The following is a 16,696-nucleotide window of genomic DNA, read 5'->3' on the forward strand; positions in this document are numbered from 1 at the left end:
GTGCGCAAGACTTTGCGGCTCTGCCAAAGCCATATTTAATTGAATTTAAAGTTCGCCTTACCAGTCGTTGCGCCCTTCGTGCGCAAGACTTTGCGGCTCGGTCATGAAAACAAGCAAGCTTGTTTTCACGACACTCGCCTTTACCAGTCTTTGGCGGGTCTTACTTGACCGCGGACAGGTTTCCACGGTTTGCGTTCGCCGTTTTGTTCGTCAAAATCTTTAAGCAATTGAGCAGCTTCTTCAGGAGTCAATTCACCCGGCGCCAGCGGCTGTTGTTGTTCCTGATCTGAACCGTTGCTGTCGCTGGAATTGCCTTCGGACTGTTCCGGCTGTTGAGGCTGTTCACCTGCACCGCCATTGCTGTCGGAGCTTTGCGACTGGCTGCTACTGGACTGGCTTCCATTCTGACCTTGATCCTGCTTATCTTGATTCTGGTCATTTTGAGAGCTAGAACTTTGGTCGCCATTTTGATTCTGATTTTGGTCCTGGTTCTGCTGATTTTGCTGATCTTTGTTTTGATCTTGATTTTGCTTGTCCTGATTCTGATCCTGGTTTTGATCCTGATTATTTTGGTCTTGATTCTGGTCGTTCTTAGGATCGTTCTTCTTGTTTTCGTTTTTCTGCTCGTCCTTCGCTTCGTGAATGCGGTCGAGGAGCATCTGCAATTTTTGATCGTTCGGGTAATATTGCAAGCCTTCGTTGCAAGTGATTTCCGCGGTAGGCAAACGATTTTCTATGTACTGGAATGCGGCATCGCCGTAATAGGCAGAAGCCGACTTCGGAGCCGCGAAAGCGGCGGATGCGAGGAAGAAAATCGCCACCAGCACAAGAGAGGGGATTCCCACTCGGCGGCGGGAATGACAAGAACGCGCCTCGCAATGACGTGACGTACTCATAACCGCTTTAGATCCTTCGCCACGCCTAACGGCTCCGCTCAGGATGACACCATTCTCTCGTCTCAGCATAGCCATTAGATCACCTCCAAGTCATTGTCGGTGCTGCTGGCGTCAATCTTCGTCTTGGGCTTGCGACCGGCTTTAATTTCAATAACATCATCAATACGTTGCACATGACCACTCAACTGGCCAGCAGTTTCATCTTCGGCAATAAGGTTTTCAAGCATTTGCTTGCCTTCGGCATACTTGCCATCTTTGCAAAGTTGAAGTGCGCGAGCCAAGACCTGCTTCGCCTTTTCGCTCAGCGGAGGTTGTTTCTGGTCGTTCTGGTCCTGATTCTGGTCCTTGTTTTCTTTCTGCTTGTCGAGTTCTTCTTTCAGTTTGCGCTGGACAATTTCCACGTTCTTTTTCGCGTTTTCGAAATCGTTGTCTAGGTCAATCGCCTTTTTCAGGTAAGCGACAGATTCACGCCAGGCTGCTATGCGGGCACTCGGTTCTTGCGCCTTTTCGCCAACGCGGAAATGCGTATTCGCCAAATTGTAGGCAGCCTTGGCGGCCATTGCCTTGTCCGGCATGCGCACGGCACTTTCGAGTTCCTTTTTGGCTTCTTCGAAATTTCCAAGCTTGTACTGGCACGTTCCAATGTTGTAGAACAGCATCGGATTTGCAGGTTCGGCCTCACGGGCCTTCATATATTTTTCGAGTGCCCCGGCATAGTCTCCAGCAGCATACAGCTTATTGCCATCGTTAATGGGCCGTGCAAAAACAGCCACAGCCATAAACATCATCAATGAACAAAAAAAACGCATTTAATTCCTTCAGCTTATCATCGTTTCGCTCAGAGCAAAATAACCCCAAGTTTCAATAATTGTTTTTCTATACAGCGAGAATATACAAAAAGAATCACGCAAAAAACAATGTCATTGCCAGGATTGGGCACCTACATCACCATTATATATAAGGCTGTGCTGCATGCAATAAACCCAAGAACCAAGGTGTAGCCAACAACCTTCCATTGTGCCGAAGATTCGTTCAACGTGATTCCCCACGCCACAAATGGCGTAAAGCTCAAAAGCACAGGCAAAATGTACCTGAAATCGCTACTGCACGCAAAGGGATACTTAATCCTCAAGGCCATCAATGCAGCAATAAAAGCGATTCCTTGCAGCAACAAGATCCAATGGACAAAGCCAAGCCGAGTTTTCCAAAAGCCCCGAATAGCATACACGATAATCCCAAGCAACAGCACACTTATCACGGTCGCCAATAATTGACCAGCTGGAGTCCGCAACATGATCCATTCACCAAAAAGAGAAGACTTAAGGGCAAAATTCCAGAAATAATCTCGGCCCATAGAGCTGTCCCAACCAAAAGTGAATGGATTTTCCAAGAAATTGCGTAAATCAAAGTACAGATAATTAAAAGCCTCATTCGGAACCCTCATCGCAGGATTCAACGAGCCAGCGTTTCCAACAAGTTCACCACCGAATATCTTTTGTACAATAAAAGCAACAGCAACCAGTACAAACATAATCCACGCCGCAACTTCGGACTTTGACGGCTTACGGAAACCATCCGCCGTAAAGAAACGTCCCACAATAAATACAAAAACCATTCCTATAGAAACTGTTCCAGTAGATTTAGTCCACAGAGCCAAAGCTGAAGACACAACCGCCACAATCAAGTATCGTCCCAGGCCTTTTTTAAAGTAACTGATTCCAGCCCACACACACAGAACATGCAACAGATAAAATAATTGGTCATTACCAATACGTGGGGCGACCATTATCATCAACGGCCAAAAAATCCAAAGTACCGACGATAAAAGCAGTGCACGGCCTTGCAAAATATTTTGCAGGAACAAGAGACCAAAGAACGTTGTCAGAACAGAAATAAGCAAGCTGAAACTTTGCAAGCCCATAGTTCCCGCTATGCCCAAGCTTTCACCCAACATGTAAAACGGTGCCGCCACAAGATAATACACAGGAGGATGATAGCAAGACCAGCAATCGTTATTACCCGGAATGTCGTGCTTTTCAACAATGTACTGTACATACGAGATATGGCCTTCCACGTCCATCGAGAATACCTTGTACGGAATCATCGTGAAAAAAACCGTACGGAAAACAATTCCCAAAAAGAACAGGACCAATAACGTTTTTCCGAACCGGAAACGACGAGCAAGAAAAACAAAGAACATCGCAAATGAAATTATGGCTAAAATATTAATCAACCAGCCAACAATTGAATTCATCTTTACAAAGACCATAAATCCACCCGGACCACCGCCATTTTGTAGTTTTACGGTATAATGCGTTTTTCCGCTTTGCCTATACGGAGCAAGTTCTTTATTTTTTAGTGTAAATCCGCTTGAAAAATTGCAATGGTTTCTGACTTTCGACAAATCTATCGTCTTTGAACCTATCGTAATTTCATCCGCACAATCATCAGGAATGATCCACATATCGTAAGAGAAATTATATGGACTCGTGACTTCAAAATCCATAAAAAACGGTTTATCGACCGCAATATTCCGGGCAAGCGGAAGCGAAACTTTTTCCGATTTTCCGTACTGCGTAAAAGTCACATCATCAATGGAAATACGGCTTTGATATCCCATTGCAAGGAACAACAAGAAGCACAATGCGGCAATGAGTTCAGGAATTTTTAGATACTTCACGGGATTACTCAAATTCATTTATTTTAACTTTATATAAGGCAACAGCCAGTCGGTATGATCGCAATTGTTCATTCCATCTGGATCCGTTACAAGTTCCACTTGCGATGCGTTTTGCACTGGAATTTTCGTGAACAAAGCACCAGAACGTCCTCGCATCAGTCCACTTTGCCAAGCAAGCGTTCCATCAATATTTATTATAAATTTCGCGCTTCCTTCTTCGTAGCATTCACTATCTATACCTACACCCACAAACAACGTATCAGCATTTTGAGGAAGTTCATAAACAATGTTCGACGGGGCATGAGCGCCAATGCCAATCTTATAGATTCTACTCCCTACAGTGAGATTATGGTCATCAACCGACGCATTGATTTTCGGGAATTTAAAAGTCTGGTTCGCTTTCAGCCTGTTCAGATCCGTCAACAGCACAATGTTATCGCCCTTAGGCATTGCAACGGGGCGAATTTGGTATGCAAGGCAGCCGCATTCAATCAAAAGGATTACAGACAGCAATGCATAAGGGACCCATGCTGGAAAATTATTCTGCCTTAGGCGGCAAACGGCCTTATTCACCGTTTTGGGCAAAGCCAAAGCAAAGAGCAAAGCCACAAGAGTCAAGCACCCCATCAACGAAACAAAAGTCCACACTCCCGATCCACGAAACGGATTGATAAGATTCACATTCAACGTGGCAACAGCCGTAATAAATAACGCAGGAATTCCACCACGCCGCATGTCCCAAACAAGCCAGCAAAGAACCATAGGTACCGCGTAAAGCAAGTAGCGTTCATGCATTCCCGGCAATAGCACAAAAAAGGCAAGGCCATTTAACGAACACAATGCAAACGCCGTCCTAACATTCTTGCAAAGGATGGATTTTACCAATGCAAAAACAGAAATCAAAATAAAAAGGAGCTTTCCCAAAATTGCAGGTTTCAGCAAGAAACCAAGGCCATCAGCACTCACGCCCCAAATCGGAACGTTGTCAGGAGCGACATTCCCGGCAAGAAGATTCCACAAATTCGCGGCGTTAAATGTCGCATACGGATATTGATTTGTCGTCTGCACATAAGCATTCGAAAGCATCGTTAATAAATTGCCCCCAATAGCAAAAGGCAATAAGACCAAAAAAGCGCCTGCAATGGCAAGTGGCAACCCCCTCCAAGAGGTTTTCCAGTTGCGAATAAAGAGACCTCCAAAAATGGGCAAGAACGCAATCATCTGGAATTTCGAAAGCAAAGCAAGCACATACAACATCGACGCGAGAAAAACATAACGCGGACGACACATGCAATAAATCGCAAGCGATGCAAGCACAACCGGTAACAAATCCACTTGCCCCCAAATAGGGCCATTCATCAATAACGCCGGATTCAAGGCGACAAAGGCCAGCAGTAAATGTTTTTTCCACTCCGGATAATTAAACTTTTCCGAAATGCGGCAAGACCAATCCACTAGGAATAAATGCGCAAAGAACACCGGCCAAAGGCAAATAAACTTCAGGAAAAAAGTCTTGTCAACGACAAGTCCCAATACGGAATGCACCTGCGCCACAACCCAAAGCCAGAATACATAAAGAGGCGGATAATTCCCTTTGAATCCACCAAATCCGCCATCAATCAACTGCCGCGTCCAGCCAACCCAAAAGCTTTGGTCTCCATCGTAAGCGGAACCCGCAGTGCAAATGACATTAGCCAGTACGCAAGCAACACCCCAAAAGATGAACAGCTTCAGATTATTTCGATATTTGTACATGAACATACTATAAACTCATCAACAGAACAACACTGCACACAGCAAATAACAACGTAACACCCCAACCGCAAACTTTAAGTTTTGGCGAGGCGCCACCGTCACAAAAACCAACGCCCACCCACGGCAAACAGCTCAAAAGCACAGGCACAATGTAACGGAAATCATTGCTGCAAGAGAACGGATATTTAAGACGAAGCGTAATTATCGCGGCAAAGAAAAGGAACGCCTGAACAGCGATTAAAACCTGAACTTTGTCCCAACGCGATATCCATAAACCACGAAGGCCAAAACCGAGCAACAAGACAAAGCAGGTACTTATAATTGACGCAAGCGTAATCCCTTTGGAAGTTTCCAACAATTTAAATTCACCGAATAAAGATGTTTTTGCAAGGTAATTCCAGAAATACTGACGGCCCAATTCATCATGCCACGGATCTGTATACGGCTTTGTCAAAAATGTTTGCACATCAAAGAAGAAGAAGTTCCCAGGAACATTGCGAACAAGAACCGTATCATCATTGCCACTTGCATTTCCGACCACGTCATGAGTCAACGCGACACACGCAACAGCAATCGCCGCAGCAACAAAAATTCCGGCAGCAACGCGTTCCGAGCGGCTCCACAAACGCGGATGCTTGCAGTACTGCATTAAGAAAGTCACGCCAAGAACACCAAAAGTCACCACTGCAGTAGACTTCGTCCAATATGCAATAAATGCAGCAACAACGGCAACAATGAAATACTTTCCGTAATTTGTACGAAGGTACTTTAAGCACCCCCACAAGGCGACCGCATGCATCGCGTAAAATAGGACATCGTTTCCCAATCGTGGCGATGCAAGGACAAAACTAGGCCACACGCACCACAGCAAGGCCGCCGCAGAAAGCGGGGCGCCACTCAAAATATTCGCAAGGCACGCAAGTCCAAAGCCAAGCGCCACAAGCGAAATAAGGAAATCAAACCACTTGACCGCATTTTGCGGGAAACAATGCGTAAGATTTGCCATTTTCCACACACCGGCACTCAAGACAAAATAAACAGGCGGATGATAGCAAGTCCAACATTCATTCGATGCAGGAATGCGATTTTCTTCTGCAATCATTTTCATGTAATGCACATGTCCACCCACATCATGCCCGCGTTTGTCAAAAAACGTTTCGTTGGTATAGCCAATACGCAACAGAAGCCCAACAATGAAGAACAAAAGCAAACCGCGTCTGATTTTGAACCGCATTCCAATCGAAAAAACGAATGCGGCAAGCAGAACAAAAAATATCACCGAGAACAAAACCAACATAAAGCCGCCGCCATCAACAACCGCAGTGAGCCCACCTAGACCACCGCCATTTCTCAGCGACATTTGAACGTGAAAATCAGAAGTATCCTTCCCTAAATTTTTCACAATTTCAGCTTTACTCAGGACGAAGCCTTGGTTCCAGCTGCAATAACCCGAATAGTTTTGAAACGGAAGCCGAACGCCATTTACGACAAGGTCAGTAACACAATCATCTGGATGGATGTTCAAGGCAAAGTCACCCGCAAATCCAGCAGAAACATCCATATCTATGGAAAATTTTTCTCCAGATTCCATTGGAATGCTTACCGGCATAGTCGTCGCAACATCTGTCCCTTGACGATGCAATACAACATTCTTGATTTCCGGATTAAAGGCGTACGAGAGAATGGCAAAAAGAGCCATCCCCAAAACAAGGAATACCTCACATTTCAAAAACTTTCGCATTACTTCTTTCCTTCGTGGTATTCTTCTTCGCTATTGACGTTCCAAAGAGCGGTCTTGTCCGTAGAATTTTCGCGAATGCACTTTACAACTTCCATGGCAGCGAGCATACTGTGGTCCATGTTGTTGTACTTGTGCATACCATTACGTCCCATCAAGAACAGATTCTCAATTGGATCGACGTACTCGCGAATCTTGCCAAATTCGCCGTAAGTACCGAAATAAGCGGGATAAGCTTTCTTGATATGGAACACCACGGAATCGCGCACGGCATCAGGGCGCGCCACGTCAATCTTGTCGAGTTCCGCAATAGCAAACTTGATAAAGTCCGCATCAGGCATGTTCCACATTTCATCGCCTTCAGTCGCAAAATATTCAAGGCCAATCCACACCTTTTCAGGGTCAGCAACGAGGTATGGGCTCCAGTTGTTGAAAATTTGGATGCGGCCAAGTTTCACGTCAGATTCCTGCACGTAAATCCAGTTGTCGGCAACAAACTTAAGTTTGCTTTCTGGCGTTCCCGGCTTTGCAGGATTCTTGATGAGCAATTTGTCGAGCAAAAGGCCAACAGTAATAAAATCACGATACACAAGGCCATCGGAGACGCGGCGCACGTCGGCTGGCACAGGCGTTTTTTCGTTATCCATTGCCGCCACAAGTTCCTTCACCGGCATCGTCGAGAGGAAATAATCGCAAGGAACAGTTTCGGTAGAAACAGAGCCATCAGCAGCACTGCTTTCCACATCGACACTCACAACACGGTCGCCTTCGCGGTTTACGCCCACGACTTTTGCGTTCATGCGAATTTCGCCACCCATTTCCTGCACCTTTTCGGCAACAGTTTCCCATAACTGGCCCGGTCCAAACTTTGGGTAAAGAAATTGACCAATCAGACTTGTTTCAGTATCCTTCTGACGAATATCCGCACCATTTGCAGCGCCGGCCTCGGTATTCTTCTTTCCGGCAAAAATCTGCTTAATCGCATGCACCACGGTCTTGGTAATCGAAAGCCCCTTGATGCGCTGGCCGCCCCAGTCGGGGCTAATCTTACTGCACGGAACACCCCACACCTTTTCGGTGTAATCGCGGAAGAACGTGCGGTACAGTTCTACACCAAAGCGGTTGATCATGAAATCTTCGAGGCTGTTTTCCTTGCGAGCCGGGAGAAGCTGTACCTTGATATAACTCATGCCAATCTTGAACATGCGCCAAAGACCAAGGTTGCGGATGGTATCGCCATTCAAGCTAATCGGATAATTGAACAACTTGCGCAAAAATAAAATGCGCGAAAGGCGGCTGCGGCAAAGCATCACGTAGTCCGTCTTTTCAGGATCTGGGCCACCTTCCACCAGTGGAACATTACGACCAATGGCCAAATCATCCTTACTTGCAACACCTTGCAGTGGCAGAATACCCTGCCACCAATCCATCACCGTATCGCTCTTGCTAAAAAATCGATGGCCGCCAATGTCCATGCGGTTGCCATTGTAACGAGCCGTGCGCGAAATACCGCCAATGACATTTTCCGCTTCAAAAATCACAGGCTTCACATCCGTGGTACGCAAAAGTTCAAGAGCAGCAGTCAAGCCCGCAGGACCAGCACCAGCAATTACAGCAATTTTCTTAAAATCTTTTTCCATATTTATTTTTATCCTTCCTATACTTTCAATTTTTTATGCATTTTTCCGCCCGCGGAAAAGCATCAATTTTCGAGCACCAAAATTCCACATCAACACCAAGATTGCGGCCACCATCTTGGAAATCATTTCATTCCATTCAAGGCGCCCGACCATCAAGAACATAAGCAGCTGATTTATCCCGACACCAGCAAAACCGACCACGGCAAATATACCGAATTCAGCCGTCTTCTTATTTTCGAGAACACGTTTGCATTCAGAAAAGACCCAAGTAATGCTCAAGGCGTAATTAAACGCAAGCCCGGCAACCAATCCCACAAAGTTTGCAAGCAGATAATGCCAACCAAACTTGTAAAGACAAAGTGCAAAAAGCCCAAAATCCACTACAAAAGCAAGGCCTCCTGTCACCAGGTATCGCACAATTTGCCCCAATAGCGAACTACGAGGCATTTTTCTCCAAAGCTGTCTAACAAATGTTTCGTTTTGCATGGCTGCAATAATAACAATTGTTCTAAAACAAAGTTTTTAAGGTTTATTAAAAAATATGGCATTACAGCGTTTTCAGCAATCAACCGAGGCCAAATTCAACTTTTCCATCCTCACATCTTTAAAATAAGTCCTTTTTATGTTTAGATTTATTTACACGTAAATCACAAAGAATATCAAACAAGCTCTTACACGTAAAGTATTATTTTACACAAAGAAACAAAGCGTTAAACAGAATTTGTTGTTAAATTTACAAACATAATAATACTACTTTACTTAAAAAAGAAGGAGATAAATAAATGAATAAAGCAATACTGCTCGTCGCCGCATTCGGCGTCGGCGTTTCATTAGCCGCAGAAAACAACTACAAAAGTTCGTTTTCCAAAGTTTCTAGCGAAGTACAAGACTTCCTTGACGAAGAGGCTTTGACAGAAACACGGACAGTTCCGTCAAAAACCTACACCGTAGACGTACTTGGCAGAAAGAAAAGTTCCAATCAGGTGACGTTTCTTGGCAAAGCAAAAGTTTCGCCCAAAAGAAAAATGCGTGTCGACGTCGTAAATCTTGACCTTCCCGACTATCAAGAAAAAACCGTTTCAACCAAAACAGAATTCAATCCAGAAACAGGGAAAACGAGATTATGGCTTAACGGGGAAGAACTTTCACAAGCCGAATTCGATAAGGCCATCAGCAAAATCAACAGCGAAAAGCCAGATTTCATTCCTGGCTATACGGATTCCTTAAGCGCCGATGAAATAAACAACTTGCTCAATGGAAACAAGAATGTTTATATCAGCAAGCACAAAGATCCTATCAATCAGATGGCATATACTGCCATATTCAACACCTCACAAATATCGACCCACGCCTTCACCAACTCAGCAAAAGGCAAAGGCATCGGCATACATTTCACAGAAACAGGATGTCCTCACCCCAACTTCTGGACTTCAAAATACCAAAACGTAAACGGCTGCGAACACGGGTGGCAAACACATCCCACTGGCGTGCTTCAGGTGTTATCCAAAACCGCTCCGGAAGCTTCCCTTTACGGCTACGACCAAGGAACATGGCCAACAAGAGCGAACCATTCAAACCTAGAGATATCTTCTCACTCCTGGGCATCTCCGTACAGCCCGACAAATGAATACATCGAAGTTGACGCCATGATGGACAACTACGTGTATACCAACGGAATAACAGCCTTCGTCGCCGCAGGTAACGTAAGCCCTGACGTTCCCAACAACAAATACGTTTCCTCTCCTGGCAAAGCATTAAACGCCATTACCGTAGGCGCCATCAATCCTACCAACGACAATTACACCAGCTACTCCAAATGGATGAATTCCGAAATAGGGAACGAAAAGCCCGAAGTCGCAAATTACACGGACTTCGAATTCAACAACACGCTAACGTTCCCCTGCGGTAGCCAGACATGCACATATAACGGCTATTTCAACGGAACAAGCGCGTCAACGCCTTACACAGCAGCAATGATCGCCGATTTGATGTCCCATCACCCAAGCTCCTTAAAGGGCCACCCTGAACTTATCAAGGCCATTCTCGTTTCCGGTGGAAAGCGTCCCATTCCTAACGCATCCACCCACGACCCCAACAACCAAACAGTCGCCGCCAAAGACATCCCTGTATATTCCAGTTTAGCCTGGAACCGGACTTTCCGCACCTGGAGAGGCGAAAACAACCAGGTCTTTAATTCCAATCAAAAAATCACATTTACAGAAGCCGGGATCAAGGGAGCACATTACCGTATAGGAATCGCATGGCTCACATCCGGTTCTTACATTCTCGCCAACAAAGACCTCGTCCAGAATCAAGGTCAAAAAATGCCCCAGGACATCGACTTAAAAGTTTACCAGAACGGCAAGGTCATAGCCCAATCATTAAGCTCAACAAATCCTTTCGAAGTGGTTGATTTCACGCCCAAGACAAACGACAATCTGACTATCGAAATCCATCGCTACAGAAACACGCCTAACCGAAATACCAATATCAGCCTTCCGCCTGAAAAAGTCATTCTCGGCTATTCAATGTGGGTAGACAGGTAACAATAACATACAGTCTCCATACCCCACGCCAAGACATTCCGTCTTGGCGTTCTTGCTGTTATACGTAAAAAACATCAAACGGTTTCATGCGTTCTTTGGGAAAAGTCTATATTTTAACAAGTTAAATCCATAAAAATCCACTATGAAGCCCAAAAGAATAGAATACATTGACGTTGCCAAATTTTTGGCCATGATTTTAGTCATATTCGCGCACGGGACTAAAGAAAGTAGCTTTGTAGCGTTCGCATTTGCATTCCACCTGCCCGCATTCTTCATTTTGAACGGAATGACGCTAAAGGTCGACAATCAAAAATTCGGCGATTTTCTAGCGAAGAAACTCAAACGCTATATCATTCCAATGTTTGGGCTTGGAATTTTATGCGTTCTGTCTGATTCATTCGTCAAATGGCTTTTGAACAATCCCATTCCGGACCATTTCTTACTCATCGGCATCGCAAACGTCATCAATCAAGTTCGCTTGTTCGCCATTTGGTTCTTGCCAGCACTATTTTTCACCGACATCATACTCTTCGGTTTCCATAGTTTAGCCAAAGGCAAGCTTTGGCTCATGGGCATTTTGTCACTTTTGCTTCTTGGAATCGGGATAATCTTCAACCAGTTCCATAACGTTGCTTTAGTCTGGAATTTTGACGCAGCACTTTTCGGGACAACATTCACTTACATAGGATTCGCGTTCCACCACCAAAAACTTTCAAGGCTGTACAATTTCTTGACAAAGGCGCGGCTGCGGGCACTGATCATAGGAGTTGCGCTATTGACAGCAACTTACTTTATCAGCCAATACAGTTACGAGATAAACCATAAACATCTCGAAATGTTCCACCGCGTGTACATTCCATACTACATCACACTCCCCAACGCAATTATCGGTTCTCTAGGATTTATCCTCATATGCCGTGGAATTACAAATCCGATTTTAGCAAAGCCTGTCGAGATGAACCTTGCGCTTTTGGCATTCCACCAAACTCTCACATTCCCCATTTTCAGGAACAAAATCTGTCCAGAATGGTGGGCAAACGTTCACAGGCTACCCATAAGCGATTTGAATTACATTTTGTTCACCAGCACGATGACTTTATTTTCAGTCGCACTCATCGCGGTCATTTATCTCGCCATAAAGTATTCGCCATTGAGTATAATCGTAAACCAGCCATTAGCAGGCTTTTACAGGCAAAAGACTACAGATGTAAACAATCTATAGGATTATTAGGTGGCTTTGCCACGATTACATAACAATACTACCGATAGAGCGTTTCTACAAGCTTTATCATGTCCGCATGGTCACTTGCGGCCATCATCTCGCGGATGCTGTGCATGCTCAGCATGGGCTCGCCAATATCCACCGTCGGGATTCCGAGATTTGCAGAAATCGTCGGGCCAACCGTGCTGCCGCACGGCATGTCGTTTCGCGTAATGAATACTTGAAGCGAAATACCGGCCTGTTCGCAGAGCAATCGAAGTTGTGCAGAACTCATCAAGTCGCTCGCGTAACGCTTTTGCGCGTTCGCCTTGAGCACAATGCCCTTGCCCAACAGCGGAGCATGATTCGGTTCATGCTTTTCCGTATGATTCGGGTGTTCCGCATGGGCCATGTCAATAGACAATGCAATGGACTCCGCTAGGTATGAGGTATGGGGGCGCTCGCAGGCTCGCTTTGAGGTATGGGGCATTTTTGCAAATACTTCATCCAATACACTTTTCAAGAAGTTGCCGGCGGCACCTTCGCGAGTTGTCGAACCGACTTCTTCGTTATTGAAAAAGCACGCGACAAGGCAATCGTTCTCGCTTGATTCCGCCGTTACAATCGCTTCGGCAATGGCATGGCAACTGCTCAAATTATCGAGCCTTCCCGAATAAATCCACTCGTCGTTAAAACCGCCCCGATTTGCAGGTTGCGCATCAAACAGCTGCACGTCAAAATCAATCAAACGAGCACCTGCTGGGAGTTCTTTTTCAAGAGTTTTTACAAACAAATTCTTTCGATTTTCGAAAGCGCTACTTTCAGGAGCACCACTCCACAACGCATTAAAGTCCACTTGCGGATTCACCTTGAGCCCATCTTGGTTCACGTTACGGTTCAAGTGAACGGCCAACTGCGGAATCCTAAAAAGTTTCTCGCCACGGAACAACTTCGTCTTGAGTGTTTTTGCGTCAGCCGCATCCACATAAGCAAGCATTCCCGCATAACCTAAATCTCGATCGAGCCAGCTCGTATAGAGCGGTGAACCATAGACCTCCGTATGAAGCGTACACACGCCCGCCGAAACAGAATCCGGATTCGGGGAAATTTTCAACGTTGGGAAATCCGTATGCGCAAGTGCGATTTTGAACTTCGATATATCATCCCACGTTTTGGGCGTACGAAACGCAATAATCGAGGCGCCACGACACACAAAATAAGCTTTTCCTGTTTCGATTTTACCGCTAAAATTCACAAAGGAATTCGCTTCAAAGTGTGATTTTAAACAACTCACCGTATGGTACGGCGTTACAGCCGCATTCAAAAAATCAAAAAAATCCATATTTCCTCAAAAAATTTCAATTAGATTCATTTTGACAATATAATCTATTTATATTTCACGAAAGCAATGGCATTTCAAAAGATAAAACAGATCAACTGGATGGAAATGTCCGGCCTCTTGGTCGGCGTCGTGACCACTGTTGCCGTCATGATTTTTTCGCTAGTGTTCTATCACTACCTCAACGAATCCGGCGTTATCAAGGTTAAAGAATACAAGCTCCACAGTACTTTTGAAAAGGCCCTCGGCCTTAGACCGGGAACCCGCGTGCAAATTAGCGGCGTAGACGTGGGTCTAATTACAAACATGAAAATCAACACTGACGGTAAAGGTGTGTTCATGGAATTTACAATCCGCCAGGAATTCCAGCCGTTGATTACCGATAGTGCAAAAGTTTACGCCATCCGCGACCAGAACTTGATTTCGGCGCGCGTGATCAACATCGACATCAAAAATAGCAAAGGCCGTATTTTGCAAGATGGGGAATCACTTCCCGCAGGCACGGCCCAAGATATCGAAACAGTCATTGAAACAGCAAACGAGCTTTTGGGACGTGTAAACCGCCTTATCGATGCCGCCGACAACCTAGTCGCAATGGCTCTCGACACGGGAACAACTATGGGTGCATTGTTCGGCTCCCGCACACTCTACGACAACTTAAACCGTCAATTGTACCGACTTGACGACATTACGTACATCGGAAGGAAAGTCTTGAGCAAGACTTCATACCTGTTGGATACAATGAAAACAGGCATTCCTCGCCTTGTAAACCGTGCTAACGAAGTAACAAACAACGTTGGCAACATGATCGAAGAATTTAAACCGCTGCCAGGCCAAGTGACCTCGCTCCTCAATTCCATGGACTCTACAGTAAGCCGTGCGGATAACCTCATTACAAATTTCGGCACAATGACAACCGGATTACAAGACTTTATAAACACGACCGAGAACACAATGCAAAGCGCAGACGACTTGATGAACGGAATGTCGAAAATGTGGCTTTTCAGGAGCAATATTCCTAAGCATGATTCCGTGCCCTTTGTCGAGGAGACGCTATGGTAATTCAAAACGCCATCAAAATGGCTCTTTGCATCGCCCTCAGCGGCGCCGTAACTCTGTCCGCTTCGGAATCCGGGAAGCTTGCCGACCGTGCAAAAAAATCGTTGAAGGCCGGAAAATTTGCTAAAAGCTATTCACAACTAGAACGCGCACTCGTCGCAAGCCGTAAAGAAGCCGACAGAAACTCTGAAGTCCGCATTCTCATTGCAATGGGACATGTTCGTATCAAGAATCTCGACTTCAACATGGCTGACTCACTTTTGTATAACATCGACAGTGATGGACTGAATCGTCCCACAAAAGCCATGCTCCTCAGATCAAAAATTGCTTTGAAAAACGCCACTGAGAACTACTCCGAAGCCGTATCGCTCTGTGAAAGCGCCAACAAGAAAAATCTCGACAAAATTGACGACCAACTTCAAGGAGCCTTTTACTCAGAATGCGCCATTGCCTATGCCGGCAACCACAACAGCGAAAAAGCAACTGAGGCCCTCAAAATGGTCGCCAAGAGCACCGATAACGATACTGGAATTTATTTCTGGACGGAAGCGCGTTTAGCAGATTTGCAAAAAAACGGTAATGCCGATTCAATTTATATCGAGGCAGAAGACAAATCCGTCGAAGCGAACATACCTTACACAACCGCAAACATCCTTTACCACCGCGCAATGTTCTTGGAAAAGTCCAAGCCCGATGAAGCGAAAAAACTTTTCGCCCGCTGCAAAACCGCATTCGAGCTGATGGGATTGCCAAAGAAAGCTGAAAAATGCGAGCGGTGATAGAGCTTATAACTTAGAATTGCAGAATCATTCCGTGCTTATCACGGAATCGGCCTTTTATTTTGCAGAGGCGGCTGTATCCGCAGCAGGTTCCGCCACTGTTCCAACAGCAGCAGAATCAGTAGCGGTCGTGTCTGCAACCGGTTTCTGGACTCTTTTCATCGCGAGAAGCTGGTTATAAACGACAACAGGCGGGATTTTTCCATCAACCATGTTATCGACAAGGGCTTTGACTTTCTGATAGTTTTCGTCCTTGTTGTAATCAACAATCAAGTCCCTGTAACCGAGGAGTCTGAGAATTTTTGTATAAAAGCTTGCACGGAATTTTTTGAATTGCGGTTGGAACACATCGTTCAAAACGGTTTCAAGAGCGGTTTCCGTCTGCATGGAATCGATTTCAAAGCTCCGATAAATCATGCGGATATGGTCAGGAATCGTCGTATCCGGGCTATCGAAATACTTGCGCATCACATTTGCAGCTTCGGTCTTGTTGGGATACGGCCCACGGCCAACGCGCAGCGCATAATAAAGGGCTAGGCGCCAATTTTCAGGATAGACGCGAGTCGCCCTGCGCAATACAGAAAAATCAGAAGTGTCGGAAGCATCGATTGGCGTCACGCCTCCGACAAAATAGTATGGCGTATAGAACAGCGAATCTAAGCTTGTCGCAAGTTCTGCGACATGCCCCAGGTACGCATATTCCCTGCCCGTAAGGTAACTTTCACCAAGTTCGGTGAGCCCCTTGATCCAAAAGAGCCCAGCCACCGATGCGTCATGCCCTGCAGCCACATAGCGAACAGACGAAGCCTTCGGCAAGAAGGATTCATCAAAATTCGTGCCAGGAAGCGGCTTCGCGTAATGGAACGCGAGCGCAATCACGGCAATAGAAGTTATAATAGCAGCAAGGAAACGCATGGGTTAGTAGGAAGTAGGAAGTTAGAAGTAGGAAGTAAGGTTTTAGGTAACAGGTATTAGGTGGTAGGATTATAATCGCGGCTCCGCCGCCCTTTCTAGATGCACGTAGTGCATGAAAATATCCTAACCCCTACAACCTATAACCTAT

General features: G+C 45.5%; 13 protein-coding genes. 4 read left to right on the top strand and 9 right to left on the bottom strand.

Features of this window, described 5'->3' with window-relative positions:
• Positions 1-140 precede the first annotated feature (140 nt).
• The 7 genes from HUF13_RS07140 to HUF13_RS07170 all read right to left on the bottom strand — a co-directional run bounded on the left by HUF13_RS07140 (position 141) and on the right by HUF13_RS07170 (position 9,156).
• The gene (locus HUF13_RS07140) at positions 141-971 is read right to left on the bottom strand and encodes a hypothetical protein (protein WP_173474482.1); all 831 of its coding nucleotides are present in this window, start codon (positions 969-971) and stop codon (positions 141-143) included.
• A complete protein-coding gene (locus tag HUF13_RS07145) occupies positions 971-1,705 on the bottom strand; it encodes a tetratricopeptide repeat protein (RefSeq protein WP_173474483.1) in 735 nt (244 codons plus the stop codon). Before HUF13_RS07145 ends, HUF13_RS07140 begins: the two co-directional genes overlap by 1 nt.
• A 131-nt stretch (positions 1,706-1,836) precedes the next feature.
• Positions 1,837-3,576, bottom strand: coding sequence for a glycosyltransferase family 39 protein (locus tag HUF13_RS07150; protein ID WP_173474484.1), 1,740 nt, complete (start codon positions 3,574-3,576; stop codon positions 1,837-1,839).
• A gap of 18 nt (positions 3,577-3,594) precedes the next feature.
• Positions 3,595-5,337, bottom strand: a complete 1,743-nt coding sequence (locus HUF13_RS07155) for an NPCBM/NEW2 domain-containing protein (protein WP_173474485.1) — start codon at positions 5,335-5,337, stop codon at positions 3,595-3,597.
• Between the two features lies 1 nt (position 5,338).
• A complete protein-coding gene (locus HUF13_RS07160; RefSeq protein WP_173474486.1) occupies positions 5,339-7,072 on the bottom strand; it encodes a hypothetical protein in 1,734 nt (577 codons plus the stop codon).
• A complete protein-coding gene (locus HUF13_RS07165) occupies positions 7,072-8,709 on the bottom strand; it encodes an NAD(P)/FAD-dependent oxidoreductase (protein WP_173474487.1) in 1,638 nt (545 codons plus the stop codon). The genes HUF13_RS07160 and HUF13_RS07165 overlap by 1 nt, the downstream gene beginning before the upstream one ends.
• A gap of 33 nt (positions 8,710-8,742) precedes the next feature.
• Positions 8,743-9,156, bottom strand: a complete 414-nt coding sequence (locus HUF13_RS07170; protein ID WP_173474488.1) for a GtrA family protein — start codon at positions 9,154-9,156, stop codon at positions 8,743-8,745.
• Positions 9,157-9,491: 335 nt separating this feature from the next.
• Between HUF13_RS07170 and HUF13_RS07175 the strand changes: the two genes are divergently transcribed.
• Together HUF13_RS07175 and HUF13_RS07180 are read left to right on the top strand one after the other, a co-directional pair.
• Positions 9,492-11,255, top strand: a complete 1,764-nt coding sequence (locus HUF13_RS07175; protein ID WP_173474489.1) for a S8 family serine peptidase — start codon at positions 9,492-9,494, stop codon at positions 11,253-11,255.
• A 142-nt stretch (positions 11,256-11,397) separates the two neighbouring features.
• Positions 11,398-12,477, top strand: a complete 1,080-nt coding sequence (locus HUF13_RS07180) for an acyltransferase family protein (protein WP_173474490.1) — start codon at positions 11,398-11,400, stop codon at positions 12,475-12,477.
• 37 nt (positions 12,478-12,514) lie between these two features.
• Here HUF13_RS07180 and HUF13_RS07185 read toward each other — a convergent pair whose 3' ends face one another.
• Positions 12,515-13,798, bottom strand: coding sequence for a M18 family aminopeptidase (locus HUF13_RS07185; RefSeq protein WP_173474491.1), 1,284 nt, complete (start codon positions 13,796-13,798; stop codon positions 12,515-12,517).
• Between the two features lie 66 nt (positions 13,799-13,864).
• On the opposite strand from HUF13_RS07185, the gene HUF13_RS07190 reads away from it, so the two are divergent.
• Together HUF13_RS07190 and HUF13_RS07195 are read left to right on the top strand one after the other, a co-directional pair.
• Entirely contained in the window at positions 13,865-14,857 is a 993-nt protein-coding gene (locus HUF13_RS07190) for an MlaD family protein (RefSeq protein WP_173474492.1), read from the top strand.
• A complete protein-coding gene (locus tag HUF13_RS07195) occupies positions 14,851-15,633 on the top strand; it encodes a hypothetical protein (protein ID WP_173474493.1) in 783 nt (260 codons plus the stop codon). The genes HUF13_RS07190 and HUF13_RS07195 overlap by 7 nt, the downstream gene beginning before the upstream one ends.
• Positions 15,634-15,690: 57 nt before the next feature.
• Here HUF13_RS07195 and HUF13_RS07200 read toward each other — a convergent pair whose 3' ends face one another.
• Positions 15,691-16,548: a hypothetical protein gene (locus tag HUF13_RS07200; RefSeq protein WP_173474494.1), complete on the bottom strand. Its 858-nt coding sequence runs from the start codon at positions 16,546-16,548 to the stop codon at positions 15,691-15,693.
• Positions 16,549-16,696 lie beyond the last annotated feature (148 nt).

The organism is Fibrobacter succinogenes, assembly GCF_902779965.1.
In the GTDB taxonomy this organism is placed as follows: Bacteria; Fibrobacterota; Fibrobacteria; order Fibrobacterales; family Fibrobacteraceae; genus Fibrobacter; species Fibrobacter succinogenes_F.